Annotated in this window: 7 protein-coding genes; 2 read left to right on the forward strand and 5 right to left on the reverse strand. The window is 65.3% G+C overall.

Translation table 11 applies throughout. The features are described from left to right. Window positions 1-86 precede the first annotated feature (86 nt). From AWB72_RS05615 to AWB72_RS05635, 5 genes are all read right to left on the reverse strand, one after another. On the reverse strand, window positions 87-3,422 hold the full coding sequence (locus tag AWB72_RS05615) for an efflux RND transporter permease subunit (protein ID WP_040048829.1): 3,336 nt from the start codon (window positions 3,420-3,422) through the stop codon (window positions 87-89). A 3-nt stretch (window positions 3,423-3,425) separates the two neighbouring features. Beyond that, window positions 3,426-6,548, reverse strand: a complete 3,123-nt coding sequence (locus AWB72_RS05620; protein WP_087127892.1) for an MdtB/MuxB family multidrug efflux RND transporter permease subunit — start codon at window positions 6,546-6,548, stop codon at window positions 3,426-3,428. Between the two features lie 15 nt (window positions 6,549-6,563). After that, entirely contained in the window at window positions 6,564-7,922 is a 1,359-nt protein-coding gene (locus tag AWB72_RS05625; RefSeq protein WP_040048827.1) for an MdtA/MuxA family multidrug efflux RND transporter periplasmic adaptor subunit, read from the reverse strand. A gap of 336 nt (window positions 7,923-8,258) precedes the next feature. Further along, complete coding sequence (locus AWB72_RS05630; RefSeq protein ID WP_052449697.1) at window positions 8,259-9,101, reverse strand: IclR family transcriptional regulator; 843 nt, start codon at window positions 9,099-9,101, stop codon at window positions 8,259-8,261. Between the two features lie 577 nt (window positions 9,102-9,678). Continuing rightward, complete coding sequence (locus tag AWB72_RS05635; protein ID WP_052449696.1) at window positions 9,679-9,987, reverse strand: hypothetical protein; 309 nt, start codon at window positions 9,985-9,987, stop codon at window positions 9,679-9,681. Between the two features lie 325 nt (window positions 9,988-10,312). Between AWB72_RS05635 and AWB72_RS05640 the strand changes: the two genes are divergently transcribed. Continuing rightward, the gene (locus AWB72_RS05640) at window positions 10,313-10,759 is read left to right on the forward strand and encodes a BCAL1086 family glycoprotein (protein ID WP_052449695.1); all 447 of its coding nucleotides are present in this window, start codon (window positions 10,313-10,315) and stop codon (window positions 10,757-10,759) included. A 110-nt stretch (window positions 10,760-10,869) separates the two neighbouring features. Next, entirely contained in the window at window positions 10,870-13,512 is a 2,643-nt protein-coding gene (locus tag AWB72_RS05645; RefSeq protein ID WP_040048826.1) for a mechanosensitive ion channel family protein, read from the forward strand. Window position 13,513: the final 1 nt, after the last annotated feature.

Genomic DNA, 13,513 nt, shown 5'->3' on the forward strand with positions numbered 1-13,513 from the left:
CGTTGCCGGTCTGAACACCCTAGGCGATTTTTACGATGCGCGCCACGTGAACTTGCCCCAAGGCTCACGTGGGCGCGCTTCCCGAATCAGTCGGCCGCGCCCGCCGCCTGCGCGCCGCTCTTGCGACGCGCCCGCCGTGCTTCCGCACGCACGCGGAAGCGGTCCATGTACAGGTAAACCACAGGCGTTGTGTAGAGCGTGAGCATCTGGCTGACGATCAGCCCGCCGACGATCGCAATGCCGAGCGGCGCGCGCATCTCCGAGCCTTCTCCCGTGCCGAACGCGAGCGGCAGCGCACCGAGGAGCGCGGCGGCGGTCGTCATCATGATCGGGCGGAAGCGCAACAGACACGCTTCCTCGATCGCATCGCGCGATGTCTTCGCGCCGTGCCGCGTCGCCTCGATGGCGAAGTCGACCATCATGATCGCGTTCTTCTTCACGATGCCGATCAGCAGAATGACCGCGATCAGCGCGATGATGCTGAACTCCGTCTTGAACAGCAGCAGCGCGAGCAGCGCGCCGACGCCGGCTGAAGGCAGCGTCGAAAGAATCGTGATCGGGTGGATATAGCTCTCGTACAGAATGCCGAGCACGATATACACCGCCGCGAGCGCCGCCAGAATGAGGAGCGGCTGATTGTTCAGCGACTGCTGGAACGCCTGCGCCGTGCCCTGGAAGCTGCCGTGGATGGTCTGCGGCACGCCGATCTCGGCCATCGTCTCGTAGATCGCGGCGGTGGCGTCCGAGAGCGATTTGCCCGGCGGCAGGTTGAACGAAATGGTCGACGCGACGAACTGGCTCTGGTGGTTCACCGACAGCGGCGTGTTGCCCGGCCCGAACTTCGCGATGGCCGAGAGCGGCACCATCGTTTCCTTCGACGTGGACACCGCCGCGCCCGACGACGATCCCGACTTGCCGCTCGCCGCGATCGCGTTGGTGGCCGAGTTGCGCACCGATTCGAGCGCGAGCGCGGAGGCGGTGTCGGCTGCGCTCGTCGACGAACCGCCCGCGCCGGTCGATCCGGTGGCCGCGGTGGATGCGGTGCTCGTCGCGCTGGACGTGGTCGTCGAATTCGTCGATGCCGATCCGCTCGCCGTGCCGCCCGACGTGCTGATGTAAAGCTGCTTCAGCATCTCGGGGTCTTGCCAGTATTTCGGCGCGACTTCCATCACCACGTGATACTGCGACAGCGCGTTGTAGATGGTCGAAACCTGCCGCTGGCCGAACGCGTCGTAGAGCGTGTTGTCGATCTGCGCGGGCTTGATGTTCAGGCGTGCGGCGGTCGCGCGGTCGAACGTGACCATCGCCTCGAGCCCGCCTTGCTGCTGGTCGGAATTGACGTCGGTGAGTTCGGGGCGTTTCATCAGCGCGTCGGTGAGAAGCGGTCCCCATTTGTAAAGATCGGCTGTGGTGTCCGAGAGCATCGTGAACTGATACTGCGCGTTCGACTGCCGCCCGCCCACGCGAATGTCCTGCACCGCCTGAAGGAAGGTGCGCGCGCCGGCGACATCGGAGAGCGGCTTGCGCAGGCGATTGATCACCTGATCCGCCGAGACCTTGCGCTCCTTCTTCGGCTTGAGCGAGATGAACATGAAGCCGGAGTTGGTCGAACGGCCGCCTGTGAAGCCGGCGACGCTGTCGACCGCCGGATCGGCTTCGACGATGCGCATCATCTCCGAGAACTTCGTCTTCATCGCCTGGAACGACGTGCTCTGGTCCGCCTGAATCCCGCCGATGATGCGCCCCGTGTCCTGCTGCGGGAAAAAGCCCTTCGGCACGATCACGTAGAGATACCCGTTCAGCACGATGGTCGCGATCAGCACGAGCAGAATGAGCAGCGGATGCCCGAGCGCCCAGCCGAGCGTGCGCGCATAGCCGCGCTGCAGGCGGTCGAACTGCCGTTCGAGCCAGCGCGCGACGCGTCCTTCCTCGCGCTTTTCATCCGATTCGGCGAGCAGGCGCGAGCACATCATCGGCGTGACGGTGAGCGACACCACGAGCGATACGCCGATGGCAAGCGAGAGCGTCAGCGCGAACTCGCGGAACAGCCGCCCGACGATGCCGCCCATCAGCAGGATCGGCAGGAACACGGCGACGAGCGACACGCTGATCGACAGCACCGTGAAGCCGACTTCGCGCGCGCCGACGATCGCGGCCCGCCTGCGCGGCACGCCGTTTTCGACGTGCCGCGAGATGTTCTCCAGCACGACGATCGCGTCGTCCACGACGAAGCCCGTCGCGATGGTCAGCGCCATCAGCGAGAGATTGTCGAGCGAGAAGCCGAGCAGATACATCGCCGCGAACGTGCCGATGATCGATATCGGCACGGCGACGCTCGGTATCAGCGTCGCGCGCCAGTTGCGCAGGAACAGGAATACGACCATCACCACGAGCGCGACCGCGATCACGAGCGTGAGTTCGGTGTCGTGCAGCGACGAGCGGATGGTGGTGGAGCGGTCGGCGGTCGGCGTGATCTGGACGTCGGCGGGAAGCGCGGCCTGCAGTTGCGGCAGCATCGCCTTCACGCGGTCGATCGTCTCGATAATGTTCGCGCCCGGCTGGCGATACAGAATGACCAGCACGGCGCGCTTGTTGTTGATGAGGCCGAGGTTGCGCAGGTCCTCGACGGAATCGACGACTTCGCCGACGTCCGACAGCTTCACCGCCGATTTATTGCGGTACGCGACGACGAGATCCCTGTACTGCGACGCCTTGCTCGCCTGATCGTTGGTGTAGAGCTGGACGTGCGTGCCCTTGAATTCGATGGCGCCTTTCGGGCTGTTCGCGTTCGCCGACGCGAGCGCCGCGCGGACGTCTTCGAGGCCGATTCCGTAGTGAAACAGCGCGCCCGGTTCCAGCTCCACGCGCACCGCCGGATTCGCCGAGCCGCTCACGTCCACTTCGCCGACGCCCGGCACCGTCGAAAGCGTCTGCTGCAGCACGGTCGCGGCGGAATCGTAGAGCGACCCGGCCGTGCGCGTGGGCGACGAAAGCGCGAGCACGAGAATCGGCGCGTCGGCGGGATTGACCTTGTGGTAGGTCGGGTTCTGGCGCAGCGATGTCGGCAGGTCGGCGCGCGCCGCGTTGATCGCGGCCTGCACGTCGCGCGCGGCGCCGTCGATGTCGCGGTTCAGGCCGAATTGCAGCGTGATGCGCGTGCTGCCGACGGAGCTCATCGAGGTCATTTCGCTCACGTCGGCGATGCTGCCGAGATGCCGTTCCAGCGGACTCGCGACGCTCGTCGCCACCGTCTCGGGGCTCGCGCCCGGCAGCGTCGCCTGCACGGAGATGGTCGGGAAATCGACCTGCGGCAGCGGCGCGACCGGCAGCTTCACGAACGCGAACATGCCGGCGAGCGCGATGCCGATGGCAAGCAGCGTCGTCGCGACGGGCCGGTCGATGAAAAGGCGCGACAGGTTCATGGCTTACTCCACGTCGCTCGCGGGCCGGGCGTCGGGCAGGCCGCGCCCGAAGCGCGCGCGCAGCCGCTGCCCGAGCGAATCGAACGCGAGATAGATCACGGGCGTCGTGAAGAGCGTCAGCAATTGCGAGACGATCAGGCCGCCGACGATCGCAATGCCGAGCGGATGCCGCAACTCGGAACCCGCGCCCCAGCCGAGCATCAGTGGCAGCGCGCCTAGGAGCGCGGCCATCGTCGTCATGAGAATGGGGCGGAAGCGCAGCAGACACGCCTGGAAGATCGCCTCGCGCGGCGGCTTGCCCTGCTCGCGCTCCGCTTCGAGGGCGAAGTCGATCATCATGATCGCGTTCTTCTTCACGATGCCGATCAGAAGCACGATGCCGATGATCCCGATGATGTCGAGATCGTGCCCCGTGATCATCAGCGAGAGCAGCGCGCCGACGCCCGCGGAAGGCAGCGTCGAAAGAATGGTGATCGGGTGGATGAAGCTCTCGTACAGCACGCCGAGCACGATATACATCGTGACGATGGCCGCCAGAATCAGAAACAGTTCGTTCGACAGCGACGCCTGGAACGCGAGCGCCGCGCCCTGATAGCGGATCTGGAACGAAGCGGGCAAGCCGATCTCGTTCTTCGCCTGTTCGATGGCCTTCACCGCCGCGCCGAGCGATGCGCCCTTGGCGAGGTTGAACGAAACGGTGGTCGCGGGAAACTGGCCGAGGTGCGTGACGAGTAGAGGCGCGGCGCGCTCGTGGAACTTGGCGATGGCCGAGAGCGGCACCTGCCCGTTCGTCGCGGTGGAGGAGGGCAGATAGATGCCGTTGAGCGTCTCGCTGTAGTGCGCGTCGCTCGGTTCAGCTTCGAGGATCACGCGATACTGGTTCGACTGCGTGAAGATGGTCGAGATGATGCGCTGGCCGAACGCGTCGTAGAGCGCGTTGTCGACCGTGGCCGGTGTGATGCCGAAGCGCGCGGCCGTCGCGCGGTCGATTTCCACGTACACCGACTGGCCGTTCTGCTGAAGGTCCGTGGCGACGTCCGTGAGGATCGACGTGTGCTGCAGCTTCTCGACGAGCTTCGGCACCCATTCCGCGAACTCGGCGGCGTTCGGGTCCGTGAGCATGAACTGGTATTGCGTCGGGCTGACGGTGGAGTCGATCGTCAGGTCCTGAACCGGCTGCATATACAGCTTGATGCCGGGAATGTCCGCGACTTCGTCCTGAATGTTGCGGATGATTTCGCTCGACGTGTTGCTGCGGTCGTCGCGCGGCTTCAGGTCGATGAGCATGCGCCCGCTATTGAGCGTGATGTTCGTTCCATCGACGCCGATGAACGACGTGAGACTCTCCACGTCCGGGTTCTGCAGAATCTGCTTCGCGAGCGCCTGCTGCTGTTCCGCGACCGCCTGATACGACGCCGCCTGCGGCGCCTGCGTGATCGCCTGAATGACGCCCGTGTCCTGCGTCGGGAAAAAGCCCTTCGGAATGAACACGTAGAGCACGGCGGTCAGCGCGAGCGTGAGCACGGCGACGACGAGCGTCGCGCGCTGCCGTTCGAGCACCCATTCCAGCGCGACCGCGTAACGGCCGATCACGTAATCGATGAACCGGTGAGCCCGCGCTTCGAAGCGCTTGCTGTCGCGCGGCGGCGTGTGGCGCAGGAGCTTCGCGCACATCATCGGCACGAGCGTGAGCGAGACGATCGCCGAAATGACGATGGTCACTGCGAGCGTGATCGCGAATTCATGGAACAGCCGGCCGACGACATCGCCCATGAAAAGCAGCGGAATGAGCACGGCGATGAGCGAGACCGTCAGCGAGATGATGGTGAAGCCGATCTGCCGGCTGCCTTTCAGCGCGGCTTCGAGCGGCGGATCGCCTTCTTCGACGTAACGCGCGATGTTCTCGATCATCACGATGGCGTCGTCGACCACGAAGCCGGTCGCGATGGTCAGCGCCATCAGCGAGAGGTTGTCGAGCGAGAAGCCGCACAGGTACATGACCGCGAGCGTGCCGACGAGCGAGAGCGGCACCGAAAGGCTCGGGATGATGGTTGCGTAGACGTTGGCGAGGAACAGATAGATGACCATCACGACCAGCACGACGGACAACGCCAGTTCGAACTGCACGTCGCGCACGGACGCGCGGATGGTCGTGGTGCGGTCCGTGACGACGCGCACGTCGAGTGCCGCCGGCAACGACTGCTGCAACTGCGGCAGCAGCTTCTTGATGCCATCGACCACCTGAATGACGTTCGCGCCCGGCTGGCGCTGCACGTTCAGGATGATCGCGGGCGTGGAATCGACCCACGCGCCGAGCTTCGTGTTCTCCGGCCCCTGCACGATGCTCGCCACATCCGTCAGCATCACTGGCCGGCCGTTGCGGTACGCGACCACCGCGCTCTTGTACGCGTTGGCATCGGTGAGCTGGTCGTTCGCGTTGATGGTGTACGCGCGCGTCGGGCCGTCGAAGTTGCCCTTCGGCGTGTTGACGTTGAGATTGGAGATGGTCGTGCGTAGATCGTCGATATTGAGTCCGTACGACGCCAGCGCGCGCGTGTTCGCCTGGATGCGCACCGCCGGGCGATTGCCGCCGCTGATCGACACGAGACCCACGCCCGCCACTTGCGAAATCTTCTGGGCGAGGCGCGTATCGGCGAGATCCTGCACTTGCGTGAGCGGCAGCGTCTTCGAGCTGATCGCGAGCGTGATGATCGGCGCGTCGGCGGGATTCACCTTCGCGTAGATCGGCGGCGCGGGCAGGTCGGACGGCAGCAGGTTGCCCGCCGCGTTGATCGCGGCCTGCACTTCCTGCTCGGCGATATCGAGCGGCAAATCGAGACTGAACTGCAGCGTGATGACCGATGCCCCCGCCGAACTCTGCGACGACATCTGGTTGAGGCTCGCCATCTGCCCGAACTGCTTTTCGAGCGGCGCGGTGACGCTGGAAGTCATCACGTCGGGCGACGCGCCGGGGTAGAACGTCTGGACCTGGATGGTCGGATAGTCGACGGCGGGCAGCGCGGACAGCGGCAGAAAGCGCAGCGCGACGAGGCCGACCAGCATGATCGCCGCCATCAGGAGCGCCGTGCCGACCGGGCGCAGAATAAAAATGCGGGAGGGATTCATGCGTTGGCCTGACGATTACTGCGGCTGCTGCTGATGCCGATGATGACGTGCGCCCGACGCTGCCGTTGCCGGCGCGGCGGCGGAAGCGGCGGAAGCGCCCGACGCACCGGAAGCACTCTTGGGCTTGTCGGCCGGAATGGTGATCTTCGCGCCTTCCTTCAGGCGATCCGACCCGTCGATCACGACGCGCTCGCCCACTTGCAGCCCGGACTTGATGCTGGTGCGCTCGCCATCGACAGGACCGGTCTTCACGTTGCGCACGGTCACGGTGTTGTCCGGCTTCACGACATACACGAACGCGCCCGACGACCCGTTCAGCACGGCGGAAGTCGGCACGATGGTCGCGTTCTTGATGACATCGACGAGCAGCTTCGTGTTCACGAACTGGTTCGGAAACAGCATGCCTTCCTTGTTCTGGAAGGTGGCGCGCAGCTTGACGGTGCCGGTGGTGGTGTCGATCTGGTTATCGACCGTTTCCAGATAGCCGGCTTCGATCGCGGTGGTGTTCGCGCGGTCGTACGCAGTCACGGACATCTTCGAGCCCGTGTGCAGCGGCTTGAGAATGGCCGCGAGGTTGTCTTCGGACGTGGTGAAGATCACGCTGATCGGCTGCAACTGCGTGATGACGACGACGCCGTTCGTGTCGCCCGTGGTCACGTAGTTGCCCGGATCGACCTGCCGCAGTCCCACGCGGCCCGACACCGGCGCGGTAATGCGCGCGTAGGTCAGATCGAGCTTGTAGGTATCGACGTTTGCCTGATCAGACTTCACTGCGCCTTCGTATTGCTTGACGAGCGATGCCTGCGTGTCCACCTGCTGCTTCGCGATGGAGTCCTGCGAAAGCAGCGTCTGATAGCGCTGCAAATCCAGACGCGCGGTTTGCAGCAGCGCCTGATCGCGCGCGAGCGTGCCTTCGGCGTTGCGCAGCGAAATTTCGTACGGACGCGGGTCGATCTGCGCGAGGAGATCGCCTTTCTTGACCATCTGGCCTTCGGTGAACGCGACGTTCATCAAGGTGCCGTTCAACTGCGTCTTCACCGTGACGTTCGCGAGCGGCGTGACCGTGCCGAGCGAATTGATGACCACGGGCATTTCGCCTTGCGCGACGGTGGCGACATGAACCGGCTGCGGCTGATTCATCGGGTTCGCGCCGCGGCGTCCGCCCTGACGCGCTTCCTGCGGCTGGCCCGGCGTGCCGTCGCGATTCCACGGATGCCACCACGCCACCGCTCCCGCGACGATCAGCACCGCGACCACGAGCGGCACGAGCCGGCGACGGCGCGGCGGCGTGACGGCGGTGACGGGCGGGGCGGGATCGGCGGGACGCGTGGGTTGCTGGCGTGACTGCGCGGGAGTGGTCTTTTGATCGTCCATCGTTCGGTGGCTGGGTGTTTCCAAGTCTGTCGTGCGGGGCGCGGATGGGCGGCATCTCGCGATGCGGTCGGGGCGGGGGCCGGGAATGTTGCGGCGGGAGAAGCCCGCCGGTTCGAGGAAACCGATATGCGGCAAGCGTTCGCCAGCGTTCCCGCGCGGCCCCGGTGCGCGCGAAGCATGATGCTACGTCCCGCGCCGATGCCCGTCCACACGGCATTCTTTCTGTTGATTACGGCTGTTACATGAAGCCTTCGATCCGGCTTTCGATGTCCACCGATCTCTCGCCGGCGATGACTTCGCGCAGCAGCGCGGGCCATCGACACCAGGCGCGACAGTTTACTTAATCTCGCGCAGGGGCGTCTTGTTGCCCGCCGTGCCGCCGATTTCGCGCGCGATATAGTCGACGCATTCGAGCAGCGCCGGAGCGATGGTCCCGACAAGCGTTTCGTGGGGGCATTGATGCGCGGCGCCGCCGCAGTTGACCGAATAATGCTCTTCCGACGGACCGACGAAGCCCGCCGCCACCGCATTCAGCCCGAGATGCCATTCGCCGAGCGAGGTCGCGAAGCCGTAGCGGCGCGCATCTTCGAGACCGCGCTGCAGGCCGCCGGCGATCGCCGGCCAGTCGTCGCCCGATGCGGTCTGCAGGCTTCCGATCAGCGCCAGCCTGTCGGCATCGGGCAGCACCGAAAGGTACGCGCGTCCGACCGCCGTTCGGCTAAGATCCATCCTTCCGCCGACTTCGAGCCGCGAAACGAGCACGGCCGAGCGCGGCCGGATTGCGTCGATGACGACCATTTCCAGCCGGTCTCGCACGGCGAGATGGACGCTCAGGCCGGTGCGTTCCGCCAGCGCGATCAGAAACGGCCGCGCCCGCGCGCGGATGTCGAAATTGCGCAGGAAGCCGTTGCTCAGTTCGAGCACGGAGGCGGTGAGCACGAAGCGCTCGCTGTCGGGCAGACGAAGCAGCAATCCGGCGCCGACGAGCGTCGCCGTGATGCGCGAGACGGTCGGCTTCGGAATGCCGGTCCAGTCGGTCAGTTCGCGATTGCTGACAGGCGCGTCCGCCGCAGCGATCCGGCGCAATACGTCGAGTCCGCGTGCGAGCGCGGTGACTTCATCGCTATCTTTCTCTCTCGTCTTGTCCCGGTTCGGCGACCGGCTGCTCATCGTATGCATTGGTATTTGTGAAACATCGTTTCGGATGCGAGTTTCGTGGACGACTATGACGACGCCGCTGCAAGTTTGCAAGCCATGCAAGCCCAGATCATAAGTGGTACGGCGTATGTAACTTTTTGATGATACGTCGCCGCAACACACCCTTCGGGCAGATGCCCGGACGCAGAAATTTTGCTTGACTTGAGCAGTGATCCCGTAAAAAATGGAACCCGATTTCGAAACCGGCCGGCGATGTGCGCGAGCGCTTTCCGCCCCCGAAACTCGGATACAGGCTCTCAGGTTCTAGCACGGCCCTCGGAATGGCTAGAACTTTTAAGGCGCTACGGAAACGTAGCGCCTTTTTTTTTCGCCGACGATTTTTGGTCGATCGGCTCCGACGTGGCCCTGAATATACGCTGAAAGCGCGCAAAGCGCTTAATTTATAAGCACTGGAACGAGGGGCTGCGGAGGCGAAGTAGGCGGCAGATCGGGCGCAAATCGGGCGGCAAATCGGGCGGCGACGGATGCGGCGCGGGCGGAGCAGTGCGTGACCGCGTGCCGGTCGCAACGCCCGTTCGGAGCCAGCGGAAACTTCGATTCAGTGAAGCGCGTTGAACACGCGACGCTGCCTCAAGAGCAGCCTGCCGCGCACGAGCCAGTACACGCTCGCTGCGAGCAGCACGATGGCAATGGCGAACGGGAGGAGCGGATTGATCCGTTCGGGTGCGGGTTGACTCGTTGCCACCAGCAATGCCGCGAAAAAAGCGCCGGCGGCTTGGCAATAGGACCGCTTGGCGAGGATCCGCCGCATGCGATGCGTGGCAAAGCGGGACACGGGAGCGCGCGTAAACGGTTCGAACAGCATCAGCCCTGCGACGAGGGCGACGGCGATATTCATGTAAAGCATGGCAGGACTTCGGTAGGAGGGCGGAAACTGCCGGCGAATATATGCCGAGGCGGGATCGCTCAAAACCAGAAGTCTCCTAAATATAGAGGAAAGACTCTACTGCGCCGCGCTTTCGCTGGCGTTTTTCACCTAGGCGCAGTTCGCTTTCGATGCAAGCTTCGCCGGTGAACGATTGCGGACAGCGTATGATGAGCGCGCATTTCGAGCTGGACGGCGCGCGTACCTAACGCATGCCTGACGCGCACCTAACGCGAATGTCATGCGTATCTGACGCGCCGCGCATCCGTGCGCCGAATCGCGCACGTTTCAACGTAGGAGCAAGACCATGCAGATGACTCCCTTTACTCGCATCGCGGTGGCGCTGGCGGCGTTAGGCCTCCTGGCCGCGTGCGAAAAACACGACGCCACTGCGGGACAGGCCGCGAGCGCGCTGAACAATCTCGCGAGCCAGACGAACCAGAAGTTCGATCAGGCGGCGAGCTACGTCGGCCAGAAGGTGGATGCCGCGAAGCAGTCGGCACAGCAGAATCTCGACAAGACCGGTTCCATGCCGGATCTGTCCGCGAGCGATGCCGTGGCTTCCGCGCGGGCGAACCTTCAGGGCGCGGCGAGCGCGACGAACGCCGCCATCGCCGATGCCGCCAGCGCGACCGGCGCGGGCCTCCAGTCGGCGGGACGCAAGCTGCAGGAGTGGTCCGCGAAGGACGGCGGCGCGTCCAGCACGAGTCCCACGGCCGATCCGTCCGGCACGCGCACGGACATGGACAAGTAGCGCGCCTTCATCGACTTCGCACGCCGCGCTTAACATTCGGTTACCTCACCGATGCGCGGCGCGTCGAAGTCAGCCGGTAAACTGGCGGGCTTTCGGATATCGAGACCGTTATGAAGCTACGCAAGCTCGCGCATCGCGTCGCGCTGGCGTTCGTCGCGAGATCCCGGATGCCGGTGTTCGCCGCCACGCGCGCGCGGCCGGCGCTGACGCTCGCGACCTTCCTCTTCGCCGCACTTTCCTTCCTGGCGATCTCCTCCGCAGAAGCCGCGCCCGCGCTCGATCTGCCTTCGTTCCAGGAACTCATCGCGCCGCCCGCGCCGGCATCGTCGGCTGACGGGCAGGGCGCTGCGTCCGCGCCCACGGTGTCGGATGCCGACGTGCTCCGTTCGCTCGACACCGTCATCGCGACGCTCGACAACGATCGCCAGCGCACGGCGCTCGTCGCGCAACTCAAGCGCCTGCGCGAGGCGAAGCACGCGGCGGCGTCGGCGGCGAGCACGTCGTCCGGTTCGTCGGGTTCGACCGCTCCGTCCGCTTCGTCAGCCGATAAAGCGCCGCCCACCGCCGATGCCGCCGCAGCCTCCGCCGCCAGCGCCGCCGCGAGCGCGCCGGTGGTGCCGTCGGTGGTGGCGAGCATCGCGCAGAACGCGGGCTTGCTCGGCGCGATCGCCTCGGCGGTCACGAGCCTCGAAGCCGACGTGAAGCGCGGCAAGACGCCGCTCGCCTATTGGGGCGGGCGCTTCAACGCGGCGGGCAACGAGCTTTTCACCATCGTCACGAGTCAGAGCCGAGAGCCGTTCGGCCGCACGCTGCTCAACTACTTCGGAATGCTTGCCGGCTGGGGCGCGTGCGCGTTCGCGCTCGTGTATTTGCAGCGGCGCGTGTTGAACCGCTATGGCATCGACAGGTCGCTTCATTCGAATCCGACGACGCGCGAACTGCTGCTCTTCGCGATGCGCCGCGTCGCGCCGTATCTCGTCGCGTTCCTCGCGGCGCTGACGTTCGCGCGCCTGATGCCGCAATCGCTCGGCCGCACGCTCGCGATGGTCACCGCGTACGCCATCGTCGCGGGCGCGGTGTTCTCGGCCATCTGCCTCATCATGTTCTCGCTGTTCGGCTCGGCGCACCGGCGCGTGGCGGTGAACGTGCTGATCATCCACGCGCGGCGTCTGCTGTTCCTGATCGGCACGCTCGGCGCGCTCGGCGATGCCGCCGCCAACTACGACGTCGCGCAGCAGCTCGGCACCAACCTGTCCGCGCTTATTTCGACCTTCGCGAACATGGCGGCCGCCGGGCTCACGGCCTATTTCGCGCTCGCGTTCCAGCGGCCGGTCGCGCATCTGATTCGCAGCCGCACGTACGAGCAGCGCTTCACGCGCAAGGCCGCGACCGAAACGTTCGATGTCGTCGCCTCGCTCTGGCAATTGCCCTTGCTGCTGCTCGCGTCGGCGTCGGTGGTGGCGACGCTCGCGGGCATCGGCACGTCGGAAAACGTGCTGCAAATGGCGATTGCAACGGCGGGCTTGCTCGTCGTCGCGTTCTTCCTGTCGGCCATCGTGATCCGCATCACGCGGCCCAAGTCGCGCCGGCCGCGCCGCCAGTCGGCGTATGTGCGGCGGCTCGTGAAGTTCGTCGGCACGATGATCGTGGTCGGCGTATGGCTCGCGTTCCTCGAAGTGTCGTCGCGCTTCTGGGGCTTCTCGCTCGCGGACATGGCCGAGCGCAGCGTCGCGGCGCGCGGCATCACGCACGCGGTCAGCATGATCGTGCTGACGTTCTTCGTCGTATGGCTCGTGTGGATTCTGATCGACACCGGCATCCAGGAAACGCTCAAGCCCGACTCCGCGCGGCGCGGCGGGCGCGGCCCGAGCATGCGCGCGCGCACCATGCTGCCGCTTCTGCGCAACGTCGTGTTCGTCGTGCTGCTGCTGATCGCGGCGATCGTCACGGCGGCGAACCTCGGCCTCAACGTGACGCCGCTGCTCGCGGGCGCGGGCGTGATCGGTCTCGCGGTCGGCTTCGGCGCGCAATCGCTCGTGGCGGATCTGATCACGGGGCTGTTCATCATCATCGAGGACACGATTTCGGTCGGCGATTCGATCGAGGTCGAAGGCGGCCACGCGGGCATCGTCGAAAGCCTGACGATCCGCACCGTGCGCCTGCGCGACGGCCAGGGCGCCATTCACGCGATTCCGTTCTCGCAGATCAAGACGGTGAAGAATCTGTCGCGCGATTTCGCTTACGCGGTGTTCGAAGTGCGCCTGCCGTTTTCCGCCGATGTCGATCAGGCAACCGAAATGATTCGCGAGGTCGGTGCCGAACTGATAGACGATCCGCGCTACCGGCGCGAGATGCTGGGGCCGGTGGAAGTGTGGGGACTGGACCGCTTCGATCCGAACTGGATGGTCGTGAAAGGGCAGATCAAGACGCGGCCGCTACAGCAATGGAGCGTCGCGCGTGCGTTCAATCTGCGCATCAAGCGGAAGATGGACGAAGCCGGCATGGAGATTCCGGTGCCGCAAATGCAGGTGCAGATGTCACGCGATCCGGGCTATCACGGTGATTCCGACGATCGCGCGGCGAAGTCCAGACGCATCTGGATCGACGAGGAAGACGCGGCCGATGCCGCCGAAGCGCCGCGCGCCGTCGCGGTCGATGTATCGCACGAGCCGCGGCCCGCGCCGCCTCCGACGGATCACTCGGTGCAGATTCCGCCGCAGATACCGACCGCGCCGGAGCCGGGCAAGGGCTGAT

The organism is Caballeronia concitans, from assembly GCF_001544615.1.
GTDB lineage: Bacteria > Pseudomonadota > Gammaproteobacteria > Burkholderiales > Burkholderiaceae > Caballeronia > Caballeronia concitans.

What these genes read in the sequence shown, in the direction of transcription:
- AWB72_RS05645 (WP_040048826.1), top strand. Translation starts at nt 10,870, where the DNA reads ATGAAGCTACGCAAGCTCGCGCATCGCGTCGCGCTGGCGTTCGTCGCG.
- AWB72_RS05635 (WP_052449696.1), bottom strand. Translation starts at nt 9,987, where the DNA reads ATGCTTTACATGAATATCGCCGTCGCCCTCGTCGCAGGGCTGATGCTG.
- AWB72_RS05640 (WP_052449695.1), top strand. Translation starts at nt 10,313, where the DNA reads ATGCAGATGACTCCCTTTACTCGCATCGCGGTGGCGCTGGCGGCGTTA.
- AWB72_RS05630 (WP_052449697.1), bottom strand. Translation starts at nt 9,101, where the DNA reads ATGCATACGATGAGCAGCCGGTCGCCGAACCGGGACAAGACGAGAGAG.
- AWB72_RS05615 (WP_040048829.1), bottom strand. Translation starts at nt 3,422, where the DNA reads ATGAACCTGTCGCGCCTTTTCATCGACCGGCCCGTCGCGACGACGCTG.
- AWB72_RS05625 (WP_040048827.1), bottom strand. Translation starts at nt 7,922, where the DNA reads ATGGACGATCAAAAGACCACTCCCGCGCAGTCACGCCAGCAACCCACG.
- AWB72_RS05620 (WP_087127892.1), bottom strand. Translation starts at nt 6,548, where the DNA reads ATGAATCCCTCCCGCATTTTTATTCTGCGCCCGGTCGGCACGGCGCTC.